This window comes from Desulfobulbus alkaliphilus (genome assembly GCF_016918545.1).
Lineage (GTDB): Bacteria > Desulfobacterota > Desulfobulbia > Desulfobulbales > Desulfobulbaceae > Desulfobulbus > Desulfobulbus alkaliphilus.
In genome coordinates this window covers 1-24,714 of the sequence record NZ_JAFFQC010000014.1, presented here as the reverse complement: position 1 = coordinate 24,714, position 24,714 = coordinate 1, and the positions used below count along the sequence as shown (strand labels likewise).

The 24,714-nt window shown below is 53.5% G+C and carries 19 protein-coding genes; 13 read left to right on the top strand and 6 right to left on the bottom strand.

The annotated features are described in order from the left end of the window. The first annotated feature begins 16 nt into the window (after positions 1 to 16). The gene (locus JWG43_RS09035; protein ID WP_240193488.1) at positions 17 to 4,228 is read left to right on the top strand and encodes a DEAD/DEAH box helicase; all 4,212 of its coding nucleotides are present in this window, start codon (positions 17 to 19) and stop codon (positions 4,226 to 4,228) included. A 286-nt stretch (positions 4,229 to 4,514) separates the two neighbouring features. On the opposite strand, the gene JWG43_RS09030 is transcribed toward JWG43_RS09035, so the two are convergent. The 4 genes from JWG43_RS09030 to JWG43_RS09015 form a co-directional block, all read right to left on the bottom strand. Then, positions 4,515 to 7,154, bottom strand: a complete 2,640-nt coding sequence (locus JWG43_RS09030; RefSeq protein ID WP_205242591.1) for a glycosyltransferase — start codon at positions 7,152 to 7,154, stop codon at positions 4,515 to 4,517. A 198-nt stretch (positions 7,155 to 7,352) separates the two neighbouring features. Continuing rightward, the gene (gene recO / locus JWG43_RS09025) at positions 7,353 to 8,189 is read right to left on the bottom strand and encodes a DNA repair protein RecO (protein WP_205242590.1); all 837 of its coding nucleotides are present in this window, start codon (positions 8,187 to 8,189) and stop codon (positions 7,353 to 7,355) included. Further along, positions 8,186 to 8,947 carry a helix-turn-helix domain-containing protein gene (locus JWG43_RS09020; RefSeq protein ID WP_205242589.1) on the bottom strand — a complete coding sequence of 254 codons (762 nt, stop codon included), beginning with the start codon at positions 8,945 to 8,947 and terminating at the stop codon, positions 8,186 to 8,188. The genes recO and JWG43_RS09020 overlap by 4 nt, the downstream gene beginning before the upstream one ends. A gap of 131 nt (positions 8,948 to 9,078) precedes the next feature. Beyond that, positions 9,079 to 10,056, bottom strand: a complete 978-nt coding sequence (locus JWG43_RS09015) for a SurA N-terminal domain-containing protein (RefSeq protein ID WP_205242588.1) — start codon at positions 10,054 to 10,056, stop codon at positions 9,079 to 9,081. A gap of 343 nt (positions 10,057 to 10,399) precedes the next feature. Here JWG43_RS09015 and JWG43_RS09010 point away from each other — a divergent pair, with 343 nt between their 5' ends. The 10 genes from JWG43_RS09010 (at position 10,400) to JWG43_RS08965 (ending at position 17,843) form a co-directional block, all read left to right on the top strand. After that, complete coding sequence (locus JWG43_RS09010) at positions 10,400 to 10,753, top strand: flagellar basal body rod C-terminal domain-containing protein (protein ID WP_205242587.1); 354 nt, start codon at positions 10,400 to 10,402, stop codon at positions 10,751 to 10,753. Between the two features lie 197 nt (positions 10,754 to 10,950). Continuing rightward, positions 10,951 to 11,436, top strand: coding sequence for a TlpA family protein disulfide reductase (locus JWG43_RS09005; protein WP_240193487.1), 486 nt, complete (start codon positions 10,951 to 10,953; stop codon positions 11,434 to 11,436). A 122-nt stretch (positions 11,437 to 11,558) separates the two neighbouring features. Continuing rightward, on the top strand, positions 11,559 to 11,753 hold the full coding sequence (locus tag JWG43_RS09000; protein ID WP_205242585.1) for a hypothetical protein: 195 nt from the start codon (positions 11,559 to 11,561) through the stop codon (positions 11,751 to 11,753). Between the two features lie 207 nt (positions 11,754 to 11,960). Further along, positions 11,961 to 12,653 (top strand): class I SAM-dependent methyltransferase, encoded by a 693-nt coding sequence (locus JWG43_RS08995; RefSeq protein WP_205242584.1) that lies wholly within the window; start codon positions 11,961 to 11,963, stop codon positions 12,651 to 12,653. Positions 12,654 to 12,798: 145 nt separating this feature from the next. Continuing rightward, complete coding sequence (locus JWG43_RS08990) at positions 12,799 to 13,488, top strand: precorrin-2 dehydrogenase/sirohydrochlorin ferrochelatase family protein (RefSeq protein ID WP_338033252.1); 690 nt, start codon at positions 12,799 to 12,801, stop codon at positions 13,486 to 13,488. Beyond that, complete coding sequence (gene ccsB, locus JWG43_RS08985; protein ID WP_205242582.1) at positions 13,485 to 14,303, top strand: c-type cytochrome biogenesis protein CcsB; 819 nt, start codon at positions 13,485 to 13,487, stop codon at positions 14,301 to 14,303. The genes JWG43_RS08990 and ccsB overlap by 4 nt, the downstream gene beginning before the upstream one ends. Then, positions 14,293 to 15,585, top strand: a complete 1,293-nt coding sequence (hemA, locus tag JWG43_RS08980; protein WP_205242581.1) for a glutamyl-tRNA reductase — start codon at positions 14,293 to 14,295, stop codon at positions 15,583 to 15,585. Before ccsB ends, hemA begins: the two co-directional genes overlap by 11 nt. After that, complete coding sequence (locus JWG43_RS08975) at positions 15,582 to 16,088, top strand: hypothetical protein (protein ID WP_205242580.1); 507 nt, start codon at positions 15,582 to 15,584, stop codon at positions 16,086 to 16,088. Before hemA ends, JWG43_RS08975 begins: the two co-directional genes overlap by 4 nt. Positions 16,089 to 16,275: 187 nt before the next feature. After that, a complete protein-coding gene (locus tag JWG43_RS08970) occupies positions 16,276 to 16,827 on the top strand; it encodes a DUF2062 domain-containing protein (protein ID WP_205242579.1) in 552 nt (183 codons plus the stop codon). Beyond that, on the top strand, positions 16,824 to 17,843 hold the full coding sequence (locus JWG43_RS08965; protein WP_205242578.1) for a Gfo/Idh/MocA family protein: 1,020 nt from the start codon (positions 16,824 to 16,826) through the stop codon (positions 17,841 to 17,843). The genes JWG43_RS08970 and JWG43_RS08965 overlap by 4 nt, the downstream gene beginning before the upstream one ends. 239 nt (positions 17,844 to 18,082) lie before the next feature. Here the strand turns inward: JWG43_RS08965 and JWG43_RS08960 are convergent, their stop codons facing one another. Together JWG43_RS08960 and JWG43_RS08955 are read right to left on the bottom strand one after the other, a co-directional pair. Next, positions 18,083 to 19,372 carry an IMP cyclohydrolase gene (locus tag JWG43_RS08960; protein WP_205242577.1) on the bottom strand — a complete coding sequence of 430 codons (1,290 nt, stop codon included), beginning with the start codon at positions 19,370 to 19,372 and terminating at the stop codon, positions 18,083 to 18,085. A 102-nt stretch (positions 19,373 to 19,474) separates the two neighbouring features. Next, complete coding sequence (locus JWG43_RS08955) at positions 19,475 to 20,488, bottom strand: bifunctional UDP-N-acetylglucosamine diphosphorylase/glucosamine-1-phosphate N-acetyltransferase GlmU (protein ID WP_205242576.1); 1,014 nt, start codon at positions 20,486 to 20,488, stop codon at positions 19,475 to 19,477. 468 nt (positions 20,489 to 20,956) lie between these two features. Between JWG43_RS08955 and JWG43_RS08950 the strand changes: the two genes are divergently transcribed. Beyond that, positions 20,957 to 21,880 (top strand): homocysteine S-methyltransferase family protein, encoded by a 924-nt coding sequence (locus tag JWG43_RS08950; protein ID WP_205242575.1) that lies wholly within the window; start codon positions 20,957 to 20,959, stop codon positions 21,878 to 21,880. After that, entirely contained in the window at positions 21,877 to 24,327 is a 2,451-nt protein-coding gene (locus JWG43_RS08945) for a methionine synthase (RefSeq protein ID WP_205242574.1), read from the top strand. Before JWG43_RS08950 ends, JWG43_RS08945 begins: the two co-directional genes overlap by 4 nt. Positions 24,328 to 24,714 lie beyond the last annotated feature (387 nt).

Below are 24,714 nucleotides of genomic sequence, written 5' to 3'. Positions count from 1 at the left end.
GGAATTTTTTGGTAGCATGGCACGTGTTTTGAAAAAAGTATCGGCAATTCATGTTCAGCAACCCGCGGATACCTCTCTCAATATCGGCGATCTTGAGGAGATCGCCAACGCGCTTCCTCCGGACGAACAGCTGCTGTTGCAGTTGATTGCCATTATTTACGAGCCGGTCTCCTCCGGGTTCCTCGCCAAATGTGCCGCTGTGCTTGATCCTGCCCTGTTTGGTGGGCGCTCTCCCACCGGTGAGGAGATCGGGGGTATGCTGTCCCGACTTCGGCGCAAAGGGGTTGTCAGCAAACAGAATCAATGTCCGCCTGCCTTGGCGGAATGGCTCACCCGTCAAGCGTTGTCCAGCGGAGTTTTTTCTCAGCTGGCTGCCCTTGTTGAAAAAGCAGCCCCTGTAGATTACATGCATGGCAAATGGCCGACCCGATGCTGGCGGGCAATGCGGCAATTTCGCCTGGGGGTATATAGTCAGGATTTTGAAAAACTTGACGAGGCGCTGGCCTTCATTGAAGGGTCCTGTCAGCGGCGCTATCTGGACGATCTTCCCCCCCCTGTCTGTGTGGCTGCACGGCCCTTTGATCCTGTCTGGTTCAGAACCCTGCCTGGTTCGCTGCAGTTCTTCCTGCTGGACCGAGTCGTGCGTTATTCCATGGAGAGACTGCATCATTTTTCCGCGATTCCAGTCTACCTGGAAAATGAACAGGCCTTGACCGTACCAGTGGATGAACGGATCCCGTTTCGGCGTCTTCTGGCTGGGTATTACGTATTGCAGGGGCGATTGGAGGATTTACGCCATCTTCTGGAAAAATATGGCGAGAGTTTTCTAGGTTCTGGTTTTGCCGGGACCGCCGCTTTTCTCGGCGGGGATACGGATCGGGCTCTCCGTTTGTTTACTGAGGATCTCCAGCAGCTGCAGCGGTATGCTGGTTCGCAACCGGTTTATTTTCATGGTATTACCGGTTTGTTTTGTATTTTTTCGCTGCTGGCGAGGGATAGGGAAGGTGATCGCGATCGTATTCGTCAGGCCGTCGGCATCGTACTTGGTCGTTGCCATGGCTGTGCCGAGGAAATTTCTTTCCGTTTTCTTGATGCCGTCGTCTGCTCCCCCGATGATAACATGCCGGACATGCTGGCACTTACCGAGGATCTGGTTGCCGATGAGCGGTGCCTGTCTTCATTGGTGGCAATTCTGGCCCTCCACTGGATGGGCGTGGAGATTCCTGCTGATTTTCAGGACACCTTGCGCAAGGTGCACCAACAGGCTCTGCGCAACCAGTTCCTCTGGGTTGCCATGGAGTCGGCCGAATTGCTGGCAACCCTGAACAATGATCAGCGCGATATGAGAGAAACGGCCCGGGAACTGGCATTGGAACTCAATTGTCGCTATCTGACGGATATTATAACGCCCCGCGCTCCCTGGAAGCAGAGCTTGCAGGATCTGATCGAGGTGACACGAAGGATCAGAGAGCCGGATAAAAAGACCAGGCTTTGCTGGCTGGTTGAGTATGGTGACGGTGCCCTGGAACTGATCCCCAAAGAGCAGAAAAAAGGGGCGATGGGCAATTGGAGCAAGGGAAGAACCATTGCCTTCCGGCGCTTGCTGAAGGATAAAGATCTCGAGTATCTGACCGCTCAGGATCGAAAACTCTGTTCAGGTCTGCGTCAGGTTGCTGAAGGGCAAACAAGAAACAGTGCTTTTGTCTTTGATCCGGACATCGCCTATCCCGCTCTGGTTGGGCATCCTTTCGTTTTTCTGAAAAAATCCCCCCAGATTCCGGTTGAGATTGTAGTCGGAGAGCCGGAACTGGTCGTTGAGCACCAGGGAGATTCGCTTTTTATTCACTTTTCCCATGATATCGGCGAGGGCAACGTTGCTGTCTGGCCCGAGACTCCTACTCGTTTCAAAATTGTTCACATCAGTGAAGAGCATCGCAAGGTCGCGGCAATCACAGGGCGTGAAGGATTGCTTGTGCCCTTTGCCGCCAGTCGGCAGGTCCTGGATGTGATAGGTAATATCGCCTCTTTTATGACCGTTCATTCCGCCATCGAAGTCCCTGGTGAAAATCTTTCCGCCGACTGTATTGAGAGTGATGCCACGATCCACATCCATATTATTCCCTATGGGAGCGGGTTTCGGGTCGAATTTTTTGTTCGGCCGTTTTCGACCGCGGGACCGTACCTGAAACCCGGGGTGGGGGTAGCGAATGTTTTTGCCGAAATCAACGGCAGGCGGCTACGGACTCGGAGAAACCTCACGCTTGAAGAAGAAAAGGCTCGGGAAATCGAGGAAAGTTGCCCGATGCTCGATTTGGCCATCGATTTTGAGCAGGAGAACAAACGAGAATGGCACCTGCTTGATCCTGAAGAGTGCCTGCAGGTTCTGCTCGAAATTGAAAAAATCAGGGACCGGGTTATTCTCGAATGGCCTGAGGGCGAGAAGCTTTCCGTGCGCAGGCAAGCCGGTGTGAACCAGTTGAATCTCAATATCCGCACCAGTCAGCAGGACTGGTTTTCCCTTTCCGGGCAACTCGAGATTGACCAGGATGAGGTTATTGAACTGAAAACACTTCTGGACAAGGTTCGCGAAAGCCGGAGCCGGTTCATTCCCATGGGGGAGGGCCAGTTTCTTGCCTTGACCCAGGAGTTTCGCAATCGCCTGGAGGAGCTCATTCTTTTTGGCAGTCATCAACCCGGCAATGAACTCGAACTCAAGGTCCACCCTCTGGCGGCCATTGCTCTTGAGGAGTTGACCCATCAGGCTCAAACCAATGCAGATAAGGGTTGGCGGCAGCGATTGCAGGCTCTGTCCGAGGCTCAGCAGCTGGAGCCCAAGGTGCCGACAACCCTGAAAGCGGAGTTGCGGGATTACCAGAAGGAAGGGTTTGTCTGGATGAGCCGTTTGGCCCACCTGGGTGTCGGGGCCTGTCTTGCCGACGATATGGGGCTCGGTAAAACGCTGCAGGCCATCACCGTTGTTCTCAGCCTGGCTCATCAGGGACCGACACTGGTGGTGGCGCCGACATCCGTTTGCATGAATTGGGAGGCTGAGGTGAATCGGTTTGCCCCGACTCTCAATTTCCACATGTTTTCCGAGTTGAATCGCGATGCAATCATTTCTTCTCTGGGGAAATTCGATCTCCTGGTCACCAGTTACACCTTGCTCCAGCAGGAAATCGATCTGTTATCCCGGGTGCAATGGCAGTCCGTTGTCCTTGATGAGGCTCAGGCAATAAAAAATGCGGCCACCAAGCGATCAAAAGCCGCCATGCGTCTTGTCAGCAGATTCAGATTGATCACCACCGGTACCCCTATTGAGAACCATCTGGGGGAATTGTGGAATCTGTTTGCCTTTATCAACCCCGGATTGCTTGGCACTTTTAAGCAGTTTAATCGTCGCTTCGGTATTCCCATAGAGAAGCATCACGACCGGGAAGCAAAGAGAACGCTGAAAAAATTGATCCGACCTTTCATGCTGCGGCGTATAAAAGCACAAGTGCTCGAAGAGTTGCCGCCGCGCACGGAAATAACGCTTAGAGTGGAAATGCAGCCGGAAGAGATGCGGTTTTATGAGGCGCTCAGACAGCAGGCCATAGAAAATATCGAGGGCAGCAGTGAAAAGACAGGTCGCCATCTGCGGATTCTGGCTGAAATCATGCGGTTGCGACGGGCCTGTTGTCATCCCAAGCTCATTAACAGTCTGGTTGACATTCCTTCCACCAAATTACAGGTTTTTGCGGAGGTGGTGGAAGATTTGCTTGGGGGGGGGCATAAGGCCCTGGTTTTCAGCCAGTTCACCGGCCATCTTGCCTTGATTCGGTCCTATCTTGATCAGCAGGGGATAGAGTACAAGTATCTGGATGGGACGACTGTGGCCAAGGAACGGCAGCGTCAAGTCGAGGGGTTTCAGGCCGGAGAAGGGGAGCTTTTTCTAATCAGCCTGAAAGCCGGTGGATTAGGGCTTAATCTGACTGCTGCTGATTATGTCATCCATATGGATCCGTGGTGGAATCCAGCCGTGGAGGATCAAGCCGCCGATCGGGCTCACCGTATAGGGCAGAAGCGGCCGGTTACCGTGTATCGTCTGGTGACCGTGAACACCATTGAAGAGAAAATCGTCCGTCTGCATCAGGAAAAACGTGATTTGGCCAATTCTCTGCTCGAAGGAGCAGACGTCAGTACTCGGATAAGTGCCGAAGAATTGCTCGAATTGATTCGTGGAGGCTGAGATCGGTGCCGCTGGGCAGCGGTCGGTTTGCCTGGTATAATCAGTCTCTGAACCGTCCGTTTTTTCCTGCCTCATTCTTTCCTGAATCCGTGACGGCTGGGCGCTTGCTTTGGGTGTATATTACTGTAATCATTTTATAATTATAGCAGAATCCTTGACAATATCTTTCACCAGCCGCCCTTCGGGGGCATCCGTTCGCACGCCATCTTCATTGCCCGTAATCGTCCGATAAAGTATCCTTTCATCGAACGGTCACGAACAACGAAGCTGACGCACGGACGAACGTTCACGGATTCAGGTCTTTTTCCCCCATCTGGCCGTTTTGTGTCACTCCCCGTAGAGGCGGCATGGCACCAATTAATTTGGCCGGCAATCCGGGGAGGCCGCTGATACAGGACACCAGGACAGAAGCGGTGTACGGGATGGCCTGGATGGCCAGCACCATAGCCCAGATGCGAATATCGAGCATATTGCCGTCCTCGCGCAGGAGAATGGCAAAAGCTGCCATGCCGAGCGCGGCAGCAAAAAGCAATTCTTCACGGGCATCACTCAGGGCTTTGATCATAGCGTTGGCTCTTGCTTTTTTGGGCGTCCTGAAAAAGCCAATGCGACGGGTAATAAATCCGGTGAGCATTGCCCGGGCGATGGTGTGTGACAGGCCCAATCCGGCCAGGCCAGCCATGATGCTTTGTCGGCGTGTCGCGGCCAGACGGCTTCGATAGAGAAAAAACATTTTTAGACCCTTAAAGACAAAAAGACTCACCGGCAGACAGGCAAAGAGGACATGGGGTGGAGGAACATGATCGGGAAAGATGATCATGCCACATGACCAAGCCAGGGCAAGGAGATTGAAGAGCAGGTTGACCCCGTCGGCAAACCAGGGCAACCAACCGGCCAGGAAATGATATCGCTGGCCTCGGGTCAGCTTGGTGCGCTTCAGGCCGAGCATCACCATCATGTGGTGGCGAAGGATGAGGACCGATCCGTATGCCCATCGAAAACGCTGTTTCTTGTAATCAAGAAAAGTATCGGGCATCAGGCCTTTGCCGAAACTGTGCGGTACATAACAGGCTGCGTAGCCTTGGGCGAAGATTCGCAGGCCCAGTTCCGCATCTTCGGTAATGCACCATTCAGCCCAGCCGCCGACTTCATCGAGCACCCGGCGGCGGACCATGGTCATGGTGCCGTGCTGAATAATTGCATTTCGTTCATTGCGCGTGACCATACCGATCTGGAAAAAACCTCTGTATTCGGCCAGGCACATAGCCTTGAAGGCGTTTTCATCACCGTCGCGGTAATCCTGGGGTGCCTGAACGATGGCCATGTTCTCGTCGGCAAAATGCGGCACCAGAGCCTTGAGCCAGTTTGGTTCAACGATATAGTCACTGTCGATGACCGCCACAATTTCCGCCTCTGCCGCGGTTTTCTTCAGGGCATAATTCAATGCGCCTGCCTTGAAGCCGGCCAGGGGATCAACATGGAAGAAGCGGAATCTTGGGCCAAGTTGCCGGCAATGGGCCGCGACTGGTTCCCAGATGGCGGGATCTTTAGTGTTGTTGTCGATAACTAAAACCTCAAAAAGCGGATAATCCAACCGCGCCAGGGCGTTGATGGTCTGGATCATCATTTCGGGAGGTTCGTTGTAAGCCGGCACATGGATGGAGATCATCGGCAGGGGGTAATCCCCTGTTGGCTGGATCGGATCCGGCAAACGCCGCCATGTATTGGTCCACAGAGATTCAGCCCATTCGTGAGCTTCGGCGAGGATGACGAGTATGGCGCCAGTTGCCGCCAGCAGCAAGACCACACCAACGAACAGAGTTGAGGCCGTCATGTACTGGCGCTGAAATTCATAGACAAGCCAGACAGCAAAAGAAGCGATGACGTAGGCGATGAGTGCCAGGAAGCCTCGGCCCCGGTCAAGGAGACCCTTGCTGTCTCTGAACAGGAGCAGGAGGACCAGAACAGCCAGGGCGATGCTGATGGCGGCCAGTTCGCGCCACTGCGGGATCCTGATCACCGGCTCGGTGAATTCGAATTTCGGCTGGCGCTGATCATTGTAGACTCCCCATTGGCTGCCCACTTCACCTTCTTCACCCCGTTTCCAGATCTGATCAAAGGCCTCCATGATGTAATAGGTATAGTTGTTTTCTTCGGCGACATCGAGAAAGCGCCGTAGAAAACGGGCCTGGTTGGCCGGGGTGGCGACAGCACCCTGGCGAATCCGGCCGCCGCTTGGCCAGCCAATCTCGGCTATAACGATCGGTTTGTCCGGGAAGGCCTGTTGCAGTTCATTATACCGCATGACGATGTAATCTACGGCCTGGTCCACTGGGACACCCTCCCAGTACGGCAGCAGGTGCACGGCGATATAATCGACATGGTCGACCAGTTGCGGATATCGCAGCCATATATGCCAGGGTTCCGCGAGGCTGACCGGTGCCCATATCGATTGTTTGGCCCGCTTCAGGTAGCTGATCATCTGCTCAGCGGTGCGGTCATTGCGGAGCAGTACTTCGTTGCCGATAATAACCCGCACGATCGTGCGATGATGCTCACGATAGATGGAGATGAGTTTGTCGATCTGCTCTATATTGGCCTGGTGATCGGTACTGATCCAGGCACCCAGACCCACGTTCAGCCCTCTGGCTGCGGCAAGGCGTGGAATTTCCGCAAGGGTTCCATCGACACTGTACGTCCGTATCGCATGAACATTGCCGGCCAGCAAAGCCAGATCATTGTCGATCTCTTCGATGGTCGGGTGTTCCTCTCTGTGGGGTGAATGATCACCCCGGTACGGAGAAAAAGCGAAGCCTTGAATTTTTTCCGGCCACGGGGGTTCCATGTTGGGCGCGTTGACAACCTTCCACAGGACAACGACAAGGCAACCCATAAGGAAAGTGATAATCAGACTGGAACGATTCATAATCGCTTGCAGAAAAGAAGAAGCGCGGAAGGAATTAAGAGCAGCATACGGGGAAGGCCGACAAGGTGCTGGCTGATACGTCGTGGACCGTTGAGGGTATCATTGCCCTGAATCCGTGACGGTTGGGCGCTTTTTTTGATATGACTACAGCAAGATATATCCAAAAAAATCCAGCCGTCACGGATTCGGGTACATATTTCAAAATGGGCTGCCGCAACTTTGCAAGGATGAGGTATCTGTGAGTGCTTGCGCTGTCGGACATGATTTGTTGGCATACAAAGCATATACCGCCGGCCAGGATTGGATGTCCTGTTGCAAAAGATGCAGTGTGTAGGCATGGAGTGCGACCATGGCCTCTGCGGCTGCCTGGCGTGATGGTTGCAGTCGGTTCAGTTGATGCAGTGCGAAGGACTGGGCATTGCTGAGAAATGCAACGGTGCGCGGCGATAATCGGGTACTTTCCAACTCGCGCCAAGGATGGCACGAAGTGCAGATAAGTGCACCACTGCCTGGCACAAGTCGAAAATGATGACCGGATCCTGTTGTGATCGCCAGCCGACACGATCCGCAGGCACTCAATTCCGGCCGGTATCCGACAGCAGCAAGGAGTCGCAAGTGAAAGAGGGCGATTATTTTTGCAGGATTGTCATTGCGCTCCAGTGAGGCCAGGGCCCACTGGAGCAGTGTAAAGAGACGGGAATCCGGATCGGCTTCCCGGGTGAAGCGCACCGTCAGTTCGTTCAGATAGGCAGCAGTGGTGTAGCGCCGGTAGTCGGTTCGTAAAGCTAAATAGGCATTGAGAAGTTCTGCCTCGGCGATGAAAAACAGCCCGTTTTCTATCCGCGGAGTTTGGTAGAGAAGCTGCAAAAGGGAGAATTCCTCGAGTTTGTTGACAAAACGACGTTTGCTTTTTTTTGCCCCCTTGGCAATACCGGTTATGCGGCCAAGATCTCTGCTGTACAAGGTCACCAGTTTGTCGGATTCTGCGTAATCGACAACCCGTAGCACTATGGCGCAGGTCGAGCGCTGAATCATGGTGTGAAATGAAAAAGGGTCTGGCCGCGGAGTGATTGGTCTTCACTGTTAGCTGGAGGAGTGTGGGACAGGAGTACAGTGGAGCTGGGGTCGAAAGTCGGGACAAACTGATTCAACCTGGAAAAAATGAGCGGATTCAGCTGGCCTGTTTTTTTGGGTCGTATTGTTTTGGCATCGGAAATGTTTAAGGCAACGGACATCTCACCGTCTGACAGGACGCTGATTTCTGCACTGTCAACTTGTCCCGGAATGGTGCCGGATGATGGGTCGGCAGGGTGAAAAGGACTGATTGTCGCTGCCGGCGAGTTTTTTATGCCCTTGGTCAGGAAGATAAAAGGATTCCATGAGGTGTACAGGCAGAACCCGGTGAGCGAAACCGTGATCAGGGTCATCAGGATACCGGCAATCGTCGCCGAGGAAAAATGAGCGGGCTCGGCCAGGTCTTTGGGCGACAGGGAGCGACGGGCGAGGTATTTTTTTGGGGAAGGGGTCGCCGCCTTGCCACCGTCCCGTTCCCAAAAAAACCTTGAGGCGATTTCTCGGCCATCAAGGTCAAGAAAGGTGCCATAGAGAATGAGCATTCCCTTGGTAAAAGGATCGGCCGGTAATTTCTCGTACTGCAGAGATTCGATGGCGCGCAGATTGCTGAGGGAAATCCTGGTAGACCGGGACACTTCTTCCAAGGTCAGACCTTTGTTTTCGCGGAGTGATCGCAGTAGGTGATGAATGGGCTGCGGTTCCGAAATGGGACGAACCATGTCTTTTGTCCTGTTACAGGTTGAAAAAAGGCCTTTCGGCAGGAAGCGGGACAGCACTGATGCTCAAACCTGGGGGCAAGGGTGGTGTGACTTTTCGAGCATTGCGCTCCGGAAGATGTTTGTCGAGAGTATCAAAGGATCCTGACATAGGCTTTATCGCGGATGTTTTGCAACCATTCATTGAACCTGGTTTCCATTTCCTGCTGGAAGAGCAGGTCACGTATCTCTTCCTTCACAGATTCGTAGGGCACCTTGGCGGTGATTTGGCCCGTCTGGCTCGAAAGGAGCTTGAAAATTTGATACGTGTTACTCAGTTCGATGATTTCGCTGATTTGCCCTGGCTTAAGATTGACGACTGCCTGCCGCATGGCGGTAGCCATTTCATGCCGTTGAAAAACTCCCAGGTCGCCGCCGTCGACCGAAGAAGGCAAGTCGGAATATTGTTTGGCTAATTGATTGAAATTATTCCCGCGAACGGCACGCTCTCGAATGTTGAGGATTTTTTCTCTGGCCTCCGTTTGTGTCGGGATTGTCCCGGTTCGATCCGGTGCTCCCCAGAGCGTACCGATCTGCAGAATATAATACCCTTCATTTTCATACTCAGTATAATACCTGTCATAGTAAAGAACCACCCTTTCTTCCGGGATGACAATCTGTGCCCGTATCTCCTGGTTGATGAGCTTAGAAGTCAGAATCTGTTGCCGCAGTTCTTCCCGGTATTGTTTTTCATTCATGCCCAGGGCGGATAAATCTTCACGGAACTGGTCCCAACTCGTTCTGTTTTCGGTCAGGATACGTTGCAAGGTCGTGTCGATTTCCGCATCACTGACGCGAATGTTGAGTTTTTCGGCCTCCTGCAAAAGGAGTTTTCTTTCGATAATCTGTTCGATAACTTCTTTTTGTGCCTGCCTTAGGGTTTCCTCGAGTTGAGCGGGTGGGGTTTCATCAGCAATTCGCTGGAAAAAAGGGGCACCAATTTCATTGACTTCAGAAAGGGTTATGATGTCGTTGTTCACTATGGCAACACTGCGATCAATCACATCGGCCAGCGAGAAGGCCGGGAGGGGAAAAAGAAAAAAAACAAACAGCAGGAGAGTTTTCGGGCTCATAATCTTGTGATGGATGGAAGGATCGAATAGTATGCATCGCTGAGAATATCGACACACCACTTTTTATCTACCCGGAAGAAGACCGGGACGCAACGGTTTTCCCGGGGAGTAAAATCGGTCACGGCAACGGAACAGCAAGACCGGGCCTTGGTTCGTAACCAATGCCATTGTTCACGACCTCTGGTGGCCAGGGGGGCTGCCCGCTCTGGCCTCCTTAATTGTGGGCACAAGTGTGGTGGTGCAATAAATGGATAGTCTATGAATGCCTGTTCTGGTGCTGATTTTGCTACCTTTATTCTATCTGAACAAATTATAATCTTTTTTCAAATTCAGGAGAATGACGATGATAAATGGAGTATATACCGCCTTATCCGGCCTTCAAGCCTTGACGACCAGGGTTGAGAAAAATGCGAACAATGTGGCCAATATGCAGACCCAGGGCTTTAAAAAGGACCGGGTGCTCCTCTCCGAACGTTACCCTCAGGGAGTCGAGGCGACCGTGGAAAAAGTCGCATCGCCGGGACCTTATGTAGCCGAGATGCGCGAACGAGGATATGAGATGGTTGAATTATCGAATGTCGATCTCGCGGAAGAAATCCCTGAATTGCTGCTCAACAAAAACGGATTCAATGCCAACCTGAAAACCCTTGAAACCACGGACAAGATGACTCGAAGCCTGTTGGACATCAAGGCGTGAACTGAGGGCGGAACCGGACTGGTTAAAGAGTGCAGTGAAATTCAAAGAACAGAATTGTGTCTTGAATGTCAAGGACAGGTCAACATCATACTACCGAAGACAGACAGGTTTTTTCCGGCGGGCAGGATGGCTTGAAAAAAAGTTCGTCAAGAGGCAGGCGAAATGAATCAGGGAAGAATTTAAGGAGTGGGCAGGTCATGCAAGCGTTGAGAATATTGGGGCTGGCACTGGTACTGACTGTTTTTTGTACGGAAAGCCGAGGGGCTGTGCCCATGCCTGCCTTTTCTCTGCCGACGGCGGTTGATGGTGCTGTTGTGTCCAGCAAATCCTATGAAGGCAGGGCGCTGCTGATTACATTTTTTGCAACCTGGTGTTCGAGCTGTCTGCATGAAATTCCACTTCTGAAGGATATGCATGCGAAATTCTCGCCGCATGGTTTTACGGTGGTGGCCCTGTCAGTGGATGAAGGTGGCACCACGGCCGTGAATCGGTTGATCAAAAGGGCAGGGATCAGCTATCCGGTGCTGATGGCAGATAACAAAGCCACCCGCGACTTTGGCGGTATTACTACTGTTCCAACCTCGTTTCTGGTCAACAGGGACGGACATGTAGTAAAAAAATATTCCGGAGGAATAGTTCGCCGGATTTTGGAAAAAGATATAGAATCAGTACTATATCGTTAGGTTTTATCTTGATCGGCTGGGAATTGAGGTTGACAAGTGTTTTGGTATATTCTAAATTATGTCGCTGAACGAGGTGAAACAATCCGGTTTTTCTCACATTTCATTTGCCAAAGGAGGGTAGGATGAAAAAAATTGTTGCAATAACGTTGGCTGCGGCTTTTTTGTTCAGCGGTGGCGTGGTTTTTGCCGCCAGGTGCACTGTTGATGCCATTGAAGATACAACAGTGACCATGACCTGTGAAGACATTGATTTTGAAGTGGGTGATAACGTTTTAACAAGAACCGAGCGAAAAAGGAGAGCTTTGGAGGGTTGCTGATAACCTGAAAAAATCTCTTTGCATGCAAGAGCGGGCCGATTATCATCGGTCCGCTCTTTTTTTTCTCGAGCGGGTCAGGGATGAGATTTTGGGTTCATGGGTTGCTCTGGAGAACACTGCACCCGACTGCTTGCGCAGCCACTGTTTACTAATCGCAGCAGGTTGCGATTCCCTGGTTTCGCGATAAAAATTAACTAGTGATGGAGAATGGATCCGCAAACATTGCCCCCTCATGCCCTAGCCCTGTATACTGATATTAAAAAAAGATACCAGGTTGCCTTTGAGCCCTTGACCATCAGAGAGCATCGTCTTCAGCTTCTGAAAATGACCGATCTCGAGCAGATTCTGGCAGGCAAGGATCCGTTGCAGGACGTTTCCGCCTTTCCTTTCTGGGTCAGGCTCTGGGAGGCGGCTATTGTGCTCTCTGATTTCGTCGCCGGGCTGAATAACACGCCGGGAACCACGTTGCTGGAACTTGGGGCAGGACTCGGTGCCCCGGGTTTGACTGCCGCGGCTGCCGGTTTTCAGGTCACTTTGAGCGATTATGAGGAGATCATCCTTGATTTTCAACGGATCAATGCGGCGGCAAGCGGACTTGATAGGGTCCAATTTTCCTTGCTGGACTGGCTGAATCCGCCGGAAATGGCGCAGTATGAGGTCATCATTGGTGCGGAAATTCTTTTTCGTGACGATTTTTTTCAACCTCTGCTGGAGATCCTCCGCCAGGCACTCAAGCCCGAAGGTGTAGTGTATCTGGCCCATGATATCCAGCGTCGAAGCCTCAAACCTTTTCTGCAAATGGCGGAAAAGGAGTACATCGTCTCTGCCTCACGAAGGAAACTGAAGAGCCTGGATGAGGACAAGGTCATCCTTCTGACCCGCCTGCAGCTACGTGGTTGAACAGGTGCCTGTGATCGTGCACAAGACAGAAGCATGATTCAACAGACAAGTACAAACCCATGATCAGGCGTGCAGGGTCATAGGGGGATATCTGTGCGATTTTTTTGACCTCTTGCGCAAAGAAAACCAGTCTGTATGACTAACCATGGTCATCAACGTAACCAATCATTCCATGTACCCAGTATGTCTCAATATATCGGGTAAGCTCTGCCTCGTTGCGGGTGGGGGGAGAGTGGCCGAGAGAAAGGTTCGTGGTTTATTGGCCAGTGGCGGTCGGGTGCGGGTGGTCAGTCCGGTGGTGACGGCCGCATTGAAGTTCCTGGCCGAGCAGGAACGCATCGAATGGCGTCAAAAAACATACGAGACCGCTGATCTCCAAGGAGTGTTTCTTGTTTTTGCCGCCACTGACCTTGCTGAGGTGCAGAATGCTCTTTCCCGTGATGCCCGAGACGCCGGACTGTTGATCAACCGGGCCGATGCTCCTGAAGCCTGTGATTTCCAGGTTCCGGCTTCGGTTCGAAGAGGGAATCTGACCCTCAGCGTGGCCACCAATGGCAGGTCACCGGCTCTTGCGGCCATGGTCAGGCGGCGCCTTGAACACGATTTCGGTGAGGAGTATGTCCTTCTCACCGCATTAATGGCCAGGCTGCGGGACGACATCCTGCTGGAGGAGGATGGGGAGAGGAAAAAGATCCTTTTCCAGCAGATTCTCCATGAGGATATAGTTGACTGGATTCGGGATGATCACTGGGACAGAATCCGGCAGCACCTGCAGGCTGTTCTCGGACGTCCGGTCGAAGTCGATCCAGACCTGCTGCGGAAGGAGGGCTCATGAGTTTTTTGCTTTTTCAGGGCAGTGTCACGGTGTATCTGCTTGCCACGGCAGCCTATCTGGTTTTTTTCTTCAACAAGAAGCAGGAAATTCGCCGCATCGGATATTTCCTTTTCCTCACAGCGGTTTGTCTCCATTCCCTGACCATTGTTGCTCGATACTTTGAAGCCGGATATACCCCGATTACCAGTCACCACGAGACGGTTTCCTTTTTCGCCTGGTCATTGAGCTGTTGCTATCTGACCTTTCGCTGGCGGTATACGGTGAAAAATCTCGGGGTTTTTGTCTGTCTTCTGGTGCTGGCCTTGATGCTGGTCGCAGCCTTTTCCTCCCGGGAGATAGTGCCGTTGGCTCCGGCGCTGCAATCCTGGTGGTTGCCGATTCATGCCTCGGTGACCCTGATCGCCTATGGATTTCTAGCTTTAGCCTGCATCGGTGGCTGTATGTATCTGTTGCAGGAGCGGGAAATCAAAACGAAGCGCTTTGGTTTGTTTTATTCCCGTCTGCCTTCCCTGGAAACGTTGGATACCCTCAATCATCACTGCTTGAGTATCGGCTTTCCCTTGCTCACCCTGGGGTTGATTACCGGCTCCATCTGGGCAAAACAGGCCTGGGGGGCGTACTGGCATTGGGACCCCAAGGAAACCTGGTCGCTGGTAACCTGGTTTCTCTATGCGGCAGTGGTCCATCAACGCTTCACCGTCGGTTGGCGGGGGAGAAGGGCGGCCCTTCTCAGTATCATTGCTTTCCTGTCCGTACTGTTTACCCTCTGGGGGGTTTCCTTTCTCTTGAAAGGGATCCATACCTATGCGTCGTGACACTATCGTCCTGCTGGGCGTCAATCATAAAACAACGCCGCTGGCGGTCAGGGAGAAGTTAGCCCTTTCTTCCGGCTACGAGGAGCCGTTACGGGCTTTGCAAGACCTGAAAGAAGTACGTGAATACTACCTCCTGTCCACCTGCAACCGGGTGGAGATTCTTTTTACCTGCCAGAATGTCGAACTGGCAAAGGCACGGGTCCTTGAACGATTATTTACCAGCGCTGTCTCTGCTGAAGATTTAAACCAGCACATTTACCAGCATGTCAATGACGATGCCGTTGGCCACCTGTTTCAGGTGGCTGCCAGTCTCGATTCCATGATTGTTGGCGAAACCCAGATCCTGGGTCAATTGAAAGAGGCCTACCGGCATGCGGCGAAAAAGAGGTGCACCGGGTTTATTCTCAACAAGCTGCTCCACAAATCTTTTTCCGTGGCCAAACGGGTTCGCTCCGAGACCCGTATCGGGGCCAGTGCCGTTTCCATCAGCTATGCCGCGGTTGAACTCGCCAGAAAGATCTTCGGTGGTCTCGACGGGAAAAAAGTGCTGTTGGTCGGTGCCGGTGAAATGGCGGAACTGGCTGCGGAACATCTGGTCGGGCAGGGGGTCACTGAAGTGGTGGTCGCTAACCGTACCCTGCAAAGGGCGGTTGATCTGGCCCGCTGTTACAACGGACGGGCCGTGGCCTTGGAAGAACTGCTGGATCAACTGCAGCAGGTTGACATCCTCATCAGTTCGACCGGTTCTCCCGATCTCATTCTCCGCAAGGAGGATGTACGCCCGGTGATGCGGGAACGACGCAATCGGCCCCTGTTTTTCATCGACATTGCCGTGCCCCGGGATCTTGATCCGGCCATTAATGACCTTGATAACATATATCTCTATGATATCGACGATTTGCACAATGTCGTCGAAATGAACCGTTCCGAGCGGGACAAAGAGGCGATCAAGGCCAAACGTATCATTGCTGAAGAGCAATTGAAGTTCGGTAAATGGCTCGCTAATATGGAATCAACACCGACGATCATTCAGTTGCGCGCCGGGGTCGAGAAGCTTGTCCGCGCTGAGGTCGAGAAAACCATGGGGCGATTGAACAATATGGAAGAGATGGACCGGCAGGGACTGGAAAAGATGATCGCCGCTATCACCGGAAAGATGGTGTACCATCCCTTGAGTTATCTGAAAACCGAGCATCACTGCATCAGCCTGCATGACCGGATTAAAACGGTTCGTGATCTGTATCAACTCGACAGTAGCGACAATGACCAGGGACCGGCATGATCGGCAGTGAGCGTGAATATATCCTGGAGGAGGAATATCTGCTCATCCGCCATTCCGGTGAAATTCCCGAGGTCGCCCTCCATGCCAGTTTGTATTATCTTTGTGAGGATGAGGAAGGACCCGGCTTCATTCTCTCCGCGGAAGAACTGCAGCCCCTGCAGGATGCGGTGCTTGAGCGCTATCGGGAGATCATTCTCCGCGATCTGGATGTGGAAAATCGTGATTTATCCCTGTTTCGGGGGATCAATCGGGCGATGTGCAATTGGCGCCGTTTTATCCTCTTCTGTGACCGGATTGGTGTGCCCTATGGCGAATTCCAGCAGGAAGCAGGCAGAGCACTGCTCACCTATTTTCGACGGGAGGTCGCAGATGTCCGTGCCGGTGGCCGTACGTCTTCAGTCAACTGCTCTGTCTCCTCTGTACAGGATTTTATTGATGCTCTGGATATCGATCCGAGGTCATTGCCGGTTGGATGGGCTTCCTTGTGCGAACAGGCGACCTGACGCCGGTACACATGGTTTCCCAGATAGGCAGAGATCAGATTGTGGGTTGCCGGTGTCCATCCAGGAGCGAAATATTCTGTTCTCAATCAGGGCGCGCGGGCAAATGTAACCGCAGGCTTTGAGGTGCCATTCCGAGGATTGCATTGAACAGCGCAACCAGGAGTCAGGGAAGAGCAACTGGTTCTGGATGGGCAATTGCTACCACAGGTATTCCGTGATCAAGGCACTCATCTCTCTTTTTCACAATTTGCTACGCTTGCAGGGCACTCCGGTGGCGCTGGCCCGAGGGACGGCGGTCGGAGTTGGTATCGGTCTCGCGCCCCTGTCGCCTTTCAAATCCGTGCTGCTTCTCTTTTTTACCTTGGCTACGAAGAGCAGTACCGTGGCCGCTTTTATAACCTGCACCATCATCTGCAATCCCTTGACCTATCTTCCTTTGTATTATCTTGCCTATGTGGTCGGTAATGTCCTTTTGCCGGGACGGGCCGGGTGGACAAATGTACAGTTCACTCTGGTGAGGGTCCAGGAGGCCGGATTGGTGGAGGCAACGGTTTTGGTCGGGCACCTGGGGTTGAGCGCCATGGTGGTTCTGCTTACCGGTGGCCTGGCGCTCGCTGTGCCTGTCGCCTTGTTCAGCTATCCGGTAGCGCTGCATGTATTCAGGCGACGAGAGCGACTGCGCTCTGCACGGTCTTTTACCAACCCGGGCAATGATGCCAAAAAGTGGAACCAATCATGACGGCAGCAACCAAGACATGGCGGGTTGGCGTGATCGGCACCGGCAAGCATGGCAGCCGCTATGCCCACCATATCATAGAAGATGTGGAAGGACTCAGTTTAGCCGCCATCAGCAGGCGATCTCAGCAGGGCCAGGAGCAGGCCCGCCAATGGGGGTGTCGGTGGCTTGCTGACTGGCGTCAACTAATCCTCGAGCCGGAGGTCGATGCGGTTGTCGCCACTTTGCCGCCGGGTTTGAATAGGGAGGTTGCCGCAGCCTGCGCCCAGGCCGGCAAACCTCTGTTACTCGAAAAGCCCATGGCTGTTTCGGTGAGAGATGCCGAGGCCATCTGTGAAGACTTCCTGCGCATGAAGGTTCCATTGACCATTGGCCAGACACTGCGCTATAACCGGGTGGTCGGCATTCTCCGTGACTGTCTTGGCAGAATAGGTCCCTTGTATGGGTTCAGCGCCAATCAGCGCCTGGAACCGGCAACCCTCTCCTGGCTGGACGAACCATCACTGGCGGGAGCCGGTGTCAGCTTGCAGACCGCGGTCCATGTATTCGATGCGCTGCGTTTCATGACCGGCCAGGAAATCATCCGAGTTCTGGCCCGAACGCAGCGCCGACATGCACAACAACTCGAGGATCAGCTGATAGTGCTGGTGGAACTGGAAAACGGTGTTATTGGCACTGTGGATTGTTCCAAGGTCGGCACGGCTCGTTCCGGACGGTTTGAATTTATTGGGGGGCTGGGGCAGCTGCATGGCGATCAGGTGCACCATTGCTGTACCTTGATTCATGGGCAGGACCGGATTGTTCTTGATCCACGGGAGCCGGTGAGTACCATTGTACCGCTGCTGACCCAATGGCTTGGTTTTCTTCGCGGCGAGATGGTGAATCCGGTTGCCGGCGAGGAAGGGGTAGCCGCGGTTCGTGTTGCCGAAGCCTGTCTCCGTTCAGCCGCAAGAGAGAGGTGGGAACCCGTTGCATTGCCGGGAACCTCTGCGGCGCTGTCATCGCAAATACTTGGCTGAGCCAAGCAGGCTGTTGGTCATCCTGGATCCGCGAGCGTTGGTCCGTTGGTCAACTTCGTTGTCCGTGGCCGTTCGATGAAAGGATCCTTTATTGGACGGGTGCGGGCAATGAAGAGGGCGAGCGGACGGACGCCCCCAAAGGCGGCTGGTGAAGGCGAATTGTCAGAAATATCATCGCACGTATCCCCTGAGTGCAGCAGAATGCAGCAAACAAGGAGTTCAGCCGTCACGGATTCAGGTCAATGCTTGAAAGACCTCTGCCCGGTGAACATCATCGCCACCTGAGGTTCGGCCTCGTTACAGGCTGTAATGGACTCAAAATCACGGATGGAGCCACCTGCCTGGAGAATGGCGGTGACACCTTCGCGAATGCCGACATCGGCTGCATCACGAAAGGGAAAGAAGGCGTCGGAAATCATCACTGATCCGGGAAGACCGGCTCGTTCAGCCAGAACTTTGGCGTCAATCGCCTCCTTGTCAGCGCTATCCCGTTGACCGCGGGAGATTTCCAGAGCCAGATCCGCATAGGGAATGCCATGGGTATCAAAGCAGGTGATGTCGGCGTATTTGACATAGGCTTTGTGGATAGCGATTTCCGCAACGCCGACCCGGTCCTGTTCACCAGCACCGATGGCGGTCGTGCACCCGTCCTTGACATAGATGACCGAGTTGGAGGTGATCCCGTGTTCGATTGCCCAGCCAAAAAGCATGTCTTCTATTTCCCTTGGGGTCGGTTGACGTTCGCATGCGTAGGCAACCCCTTTATAAGTGGCGGTTGCCGGTTGCAGGTCCGTTGCCGCTCGGATCGTGTTGATCGCTGACCGCTGGACAATGATGCCCCCGTCGATCAGGGATTTGAAATCAACAAAGCGATGCTGCTCGAAATCGGCCAGACGATTGATGCCGGCGATGCGGATCACCCGCAGATTTTTGCGGCGAGCGAGAATCGCAAGCGTCCCTTCTTCGAACTCGGGGGCGCAGACAACTTCCAGAAAGTTTGCTGCCATGAGTTCGGCGGTTTCTTTGTCCAGTGGGCGGCTGGTCACCACCGCGCCGCCAAAAGCCGCAATACGGTCGCAACGGTTGGCACGATTGTAGGCTTCGGCCAGACTGGAACCAATCGCAGCACCGCAGGGGTTGTTGTGTTTGAGGATAATGGCCGCGGGCTTATCGATCAGGTACTTGAGGATATTGAGGCCGTTGTCCACATCAGTGAGGTTGATTTTCCCGGGATGCTTGCCAACCTGAAGCATATCCTCCACAGTGATGGCACTGACCAGACCATTGCCTGGTTCGATAAAACGGCAGTCACCGAGGATCAGGTTGCCGTTCACCAGTTCATAAAGCGCGGCTTCCTGATCAGGGTTTTCCCCATAACGCAGCCCCCGTTCTTCAACGGTGCCATCGGCCATGGGAATTTTCCAGGTTTTTTTTCGATAGACCAAAGTCTGGCCGTCAAAGGAAAGGGTCATCTCCATGGGAAAGGCGTCGCCTGCCAGGGTCGAATATATTTTTTTCAGATCAGTCATGTCTCGTGGTCCAAGGAAAAGAGGGGGCGGAAGAGAGGGTCAAGGTCTTGTGTGCCGGCGGGATGGACCCTTTCATGGGTGGTTGCTTAAGCAAGGAATGGATCAGGTATCCCGGCGATAGGTCAGAGGCGGTACAGAGATGCTGTCGGCAAGGGTACAGTGTTCGAGAACGGTATTGGCCCCGATGGACACGTTGTCGCCGATTTGACAGGCATGGAGTACACACCCGCTGTCAATCCGGCAGTTTGTACCGATGGTTGTCCCACCGTCAATGCGGATATTGCCCTGCAGGCTGGTGTCCTGACCAATGATGCAATCCGGGGCGATCAGGGTACTTTCGGGAGCGTACAGGGTGACACCGGCGAGCATGAGGCTGTGATTGTGTCGGCATTGCAGGGTTGCCTGCGCCCGGGCCAATTCGATGCGGGAATTGACCCCCAGGACATCGATGGCTTCAGGATGCAGAAATTTCTGCACATTTCGTCCCGTCTCATTGGCGATGGCAATGATATCAGTCAGATACATTTCCCCCTGGCTGTTATTGGTTCCGACTCGGCGGAGGGCGTCGAAAAGTATCTTTGTATCGACCAGATAGATACCTGCATTCACCTCTCGAATCCGGCGCTGTCCCTCGGTGGCGTCCTTCTCTTCCACGATGGACAAAACAGCTCCTTGGTCATCAGTGAGCAGGCGACCGTATCCAAATGGCTGGTCAAGCAGGGTCGACATCAGGGTCAGGTCGGCCTGCTGGTGCCGATGGGCCGAAATCATGGCGCGCAGGGTTGATGCTTTGATGAGCGGGGTATCGCCGCAGAGAATCATGACCATATCCGCTCCGGCGCACGCCGCTTCAGCGCAGAGAACAGCATGCCCGGTACCGAGTTGTTGCTCCTGGTGCACCGCGGTTAACGAAAACCCATCCAGGGCGGCCATCACTTCCTGCCGCTGATGACCGACGATGACAGCGCAGTGATTGATGGAGGCCTGGTTCACCGCATGGAGTACATGGTGAATCATTGGTTGGAAGAAAACCTCATGCAACACCTTGGCACGGTTGGATCGCATGCGGGTGCCCTTGCCGGCAGCAAGGACAAGAGCGGTGATTGATGGCTCCATCAGGGAACACCTTACAGGAATTTGTAACTGTTTTCCGGCACCGGGAACGATAGTCGCCCCTGGCCCCCGGAATCCTTTTGCCAGCGGCGCATCTAAGAACAAACGGATGCAGAGCTGTAAACAGTGTGGGCACGGGAGCTGGATCGTTGCAGGATGGGGTCCTGTGACCGCTTGCATCGAACCAGGTGCAATACCAGGTTGGCACCACTGTAGAAAAAAAAAACAGGTTTGACAAGAGGCACCGAGGTGCGGACAGCTCGATGTGAACCGAGAAGAGGTACCCAAGCGGTTTCGGAAAAAAGTGATGCGAATCATTTGCATCACCCGTACAATGAAATCATACGGCATAATCGCCGGGATCTCTGCGATTCCAGGGTGTTCGAACATGCGATACCAACGGGAAACTAGCTGATCCAGCTGCGAAAGTTTCCATGACCCATAGTATTCAGAAAAATAAACAAACGACCAATGCAACCACACGATTATGAGGTGCTGATTCTTGACGGCGCCTGCGGAACCAATCTACAGGAAATGGCTATTCCAATTTCGGCATGGGATGGCAAGGAAGGCTGCAACGAAGTACTCAACCTGACTGCTCCGGAGGCCATTATCGCCCTGCACACCGGATTTGTCGAGGCCGGGGCCATGGTGATCGAGACCAACACCTTCGGCGCCAACCGCATCGTTCTCGAGGAATATGGCCTGCAGGAGCGGGTTGAAGCGATCAACCGCGCCGGAGTTGAAAATGCCCGCACAGCTATCGGCGGCAAAGCAGACACTTATATCGCCGGTTCTATTGGACCGGGAACGAAACTGCCCTCCTTGGGTCATATCTCGGTGGACGAACTGGCAGGCGCCTATAAAGAACAGATACGGGCCCTGGCCGAGGCCGGAGTCGACCTGCTTATCATTGAAACCTGCCAGGATCTGTTGCAGATCAAAACAGCCATGACCTCCTGTTATGCCACCCTGGAAGCCATGCATCTGGAGATCCCGGTCATGGTTTCGGTCACCATAGAGCGGACCGGCACCATGCTCGTTGGTACGGACATCGCCGCCGCAGCCGTCACCTTCGAGCCCTATCCGCTTTTTTCTTTTGGCCTCAACTGTGCAACCGGTCCAGCGGATATGGAATCCCATATCCGTTATCTCAGTCGTAACTGGCCCGGGCGGATTTCCTGCGTCCCCAATCAGGGGTTGCCTGAAGTTGTTAATGGCAGAACATGCTATTCTCTTGATCCATTGGGGTATGCCCAGGAGATGAAGCGGTTTGTCATGGAATATGGCGTCAGTGTGGTCGGTGGATGCTGCGGCACCACCCCTGCCCATACCCGGCAGCTCGTGCAGACGCTGGCCGGAGTCAAGCCGGCGGTACGGGAGGTGCTGGTATGAAACCTTCGGTTGCCAGCCTCTACCAGGCCGTTGAACTGCAACAGGAAATACCCCCACTGTTGATCGGTGAACGGGCCAATGCCAATGGGTCGAAAAGATTCCGGGAACTCCTTCTTGCCGATGAGTACGAAGCCTGTTTGAAAATTGCTCTGGAGCAGGAAGCCAGAGGGGCGCATGTCATCGACCTGTGCACCGCTTATGCCGGTCGGGATGAACAACTGGACATGACCACCCTGGTTCGCATGTGCGCCAGGTCTCTCAAAGCCCCGCTGATGATTGACTCCACCTCACCGGAATGTATCGAGGCCTGTCTGAAACTCTATCCCGGTCGGGCAATTATCAACTCGGTCAACCTTGAGGATGGCGGCATCAACATCCGTAGGGTCTGTCGTGTGGTCAGAAAATACGGAGCCGCGGTTGTCGCTCTCACCATCGACGCCCAGGGCATGGCCATGACCAGCGAGGATAAACTGCGCATTGCCAGGGCTATACATACCATTGCCGTTGATGAATGCGGCCTGCGATCTCAAGATCTGCTTTTTGATTGTCTGACGTTCACAGTAGGCTCCGGTGATCCATCCCTGAGCGATGCCGCTGTGCAGACCCTGGAGGGGATTCGTCGGATCAAGGCTGAACTGCCGGGATGCATGACTGTGCTGGGGCTCAGCAATATCTCGTTTGGACTTGCTCCGCAGGCCCGGCGTATTCTCAATTCGGTTTTTCTTCACGAGGCTGTGGCAGCCGGGCTGGATGCCGCTATTGTCGATGTGGCCAAGATCCTGCCCCTGGCGGGTATTGCTGCTGAAGATCGACAGATCAGTCTGGATCTTTTGACAGATCAGCGGGTTGCAGGAGAAAAAGATCCGCTGATGCGTTTTATCGAACATTTCAGCGGTAAGACGCCCGGGGGCGGTGAGGATAAAGCGGAAGGGTATCGATCACCGGAAGAACTCCTGGTTGAGAAAGTGCTGCAGGGTGACAAAGAAAACCTGGACGATGTGCTGGCCATTCTTCGCCAGCGAAATCAACCGGTCAATATAATCAACCGAATTCTGGTTCCAGCCATGCGCCATGTGGGAGAGCTCTTTGGCAAAGGCGAAATTCTGCTGCCATTTGTGCTGCAGTCGGCCGAGGTCATGAAGGCATCGGTAACGCTACTCGAACCTTTTATGGATAAAACCGACAGCGACACGGCCACAAAAATCCTGTTGGCCACCGTCCAGGGGGATGTCCATGATATCGGCAAGAACCTGGTGGATATCATTCTGACCAACAATGGCTACACGGTCTATAACATAGGTATCAAGGTGCCGGCTGAAACAGTGATTGAAAAAGCCAAAGAGTATCGAGTTGATATCATTGGCCTCAGCGGTCTGCTGGTCAAATCAGCCCTTGCCATGCAGGATTCCATGCACCAGTACCGGGATGCCGGGTTGACAATTCCTATCCTGTTGGGTGGTGCGGCTTTGACACCTAAATTTGTCGCTGAATCATGTGTTCCGTCCTATCCAGGGCCGGTGGTCTACTGTGCCGATGCTTTTGCCGGTCTGCAGGCGGTCAAGGATTTTGAGGCAGGGGTTTTGGCTGCAACGGTGTACGACGCACATTCGGCAATCAAACCCATGAAGCCAGGCCGCAAGGAAAGCGTGGTCGATTTCAATGGACCGGTGCCGGTGCCTCCCTTCATCGGACAGCGTTATGTCGAAGATATTAATCCTGCTGAGTTGTTTCCCTTGATCAATACCCAGGCGCTCTTTCGTGGTCGTTGGGGATACCGGCGGGGAAAAATGGGGGCAGGGGAGTATGAGGACCTGATTCAGGGAACCGTGCAGCCTCTCTATGAAGACCTGCTGCGCCGATCCCTTGCCCAAGGATGGATACAGGCCAAGGTGAGTTATGGATATTTTCCGTGTTATGCCAAGAGTGATACCCTGGTGGTTGAGGCCGAAGGCAACAGCCATACTTTTTCATTTCCTCGTCAGGCTGAGGCTCCTTTCCTCTGCATTGCCGATTATTTCAGGTCAGAGCAAGCCGGCGGCGATTTGGTCGGATTTTTCATTGTCACCATAGGCTCGCAAATCGGCGAGGAAACAGGGCGGCTGTATCAGGCCAATGCCTACCATGAGTATCTGTTGCTGCACGGATTCAGTGTGGAGGTGACCGATGCTCTGGCAGAATACTGGCATGGAGTCATGCGACGGGAACTGGGGATCGAAAACAAGGGGGCTGAACATGGACAGGGCTATCTGATTCAAGAGTATCAAGGGTCCCGGTACGGATTCGGCTATCCGGCCTGTCCGGACCTGGAGGCCCATCGGCCTTTGTTCGCATTTTTGAAACCGGAAAAGCTGGGGATTTCGCTGACGGAAAATATGCAGATGGTGCCGGAGCAGTCGACCTCCGCCATTGTTGTCCACCATCCTCAGGCTAAATACTTTGCGGTGTAATTATGGATCAGAATATAAGCAATCGCTACATCTGCGTCAATTGCGGCTATATAGTGCCTGAAAGAAAACCCCCATTTTTTACCCAACGGCGCCTCGGCGGGGTCATCGCTAATGAGAATGGTTTTCTTTCTGGTGTCGGGTTTTAGCTTTAACGTGCTAAACATGAGAATCGTTCCCATGTGAGGCGATCAGAGGACAGAGTTCTCCCGTCGTCTGCAAAGCCGGGGCAGCCTGTTTAACTCAGGCCGCTTTTTTATACGGGCCGCGCTTTCGTTGAGCGGCTTCTTGCTCCTGCTGGCGCAACACCGCACCCAGGCGCTGTATGTTCCGTGCCAATACCGCCATGGCGACGTAGCGTTTGAAGCCCTTGATGCCGTGGTCGAGACA

Coding starts and splice junctions, on each gene's coding strand:
- JWG43_RS08965 (WP_205242578.1), top strand. CDS start 16,824: ATGACGGCAGCAACCAAGACATGGCGGGTTGGCGTGATCGGCACCGGC.
- hemA (WP_205242581.1), top strand. CDS start 14,293: ATGCGTCGTGACACTATCGTCCTGCTGGGCGTCAATCATAAAACAACG.
- JWG43_RS08955 (WP_205242576.1), bottom strand. CDS start 20,488: ATGGAGCCATCAATCACCGCTCTTGTCCTTGCTGCCGGCAAGGGCACC.
- JWG43_RS09030 (WP_205242591.1), bottom strand. CDS start 7,154: ATGAATCGTTCCAGTCTGATTATCACTTTCCTTATGGGTTGCCTTGTC.
- JWG43_RS08950 (WP_205242575.1), top strand. CDS start 20,957: ATGCAACCACACGATTATGAGGTGCTGATTCTTGACGGCGCCTGCGGA.
- JWG43_RS09000 (WP_205242585.1), top strand. CDS start 11,559: ATGAAAAAAATTGTTGCAATAACGTTGGCTGCGGCTTTTTTGTTCAGC.
- JWG43_RS09035 (WP_240193488.1), top strand. CDS start 17: ATGGCACGTGTTTTGAAAAAAGTATCGGCAATTCATGTTCAGCAACCC.
- JWG43_RS09020 (WP_205242589.1), bottom strand. CDS start 8,947: ATGGTTCGTCCCATTTCGGAACCGCAGCCCATTCATCACCTACTGCGA.
- JWG43_RS08995 (WP_205242584.1), top strand. CDS start 11,961: ATGGATCCGCAAACATTGCCCCCTCATGCCCTAGCCCTGTATACTGAT.
- ccsB (WP_205242582.1), top strand. CDS start 13,485: ATGAGTTTTTTGCTTTTTCAGGGCAGTGTCACGGTGTATCTGCTTGCC.
- JWG43_RS08990 (WP_338033252.1), top strand. CDS start 12,799: ATGGTCATCAACGTAACCAATCATTCCATGTACCCAGTATGTCTCAAT.
- JWG43_RS08960 (WP_205242577.1), bottom strand. CDS start 19,372: ATGACTGATCTGAAAAAAATATATTCGACCCTGGCAGGCGACGCCTTT.
- JWG43_RS09010 (WP_205242587.1), top strand. CDS start 10,400: ATGATAAATGGAGTATATACCGCCTTATCCGGCCTTCAAGCCTTGACG.
- JWG43_RS09005 (WP_240193487.1), top strand. CDS start 10,951: ATGCAAGCGTTGAGAATATTGGGGCTGGCACTGGTACTGACTGTTTTT.
- JWG43_RS08975 (WP_205242580.1), top strand. CDS start 15,582: ATGATCGGCAGTGAGCGTGAATATATCCTGGAGGAGGAATATCTGCTC.
- JWG43_RS08970 (WP_205242579.1), top strand. CDS start 16,276: ATGGGCAATTGCTACCACAGGTATTCCGTGATCAAGGCACTCATCTCT.
- recO (WP_205242590.1), bottom strand. CDS start 8,189: ATGATTCAGCGCTCGACCTGCGCCATAGTGCTACGGGTTGTCGATTAC.
- JWG43_RS09015 (WP_205242588.1), bottom strand. CDS start 10,056: ATGAGCCCGAAAACTCTCCTGCTGTTTGTTTTTTTTCTTTTTCCCCTC.
- JWG43_RS08945 (WP_205242574.1), top strand. CDS start 21,877: ATGAAACCTTCGGTTGCCAGCCTCTACCAGGCCGTTGAACTGCAACAG.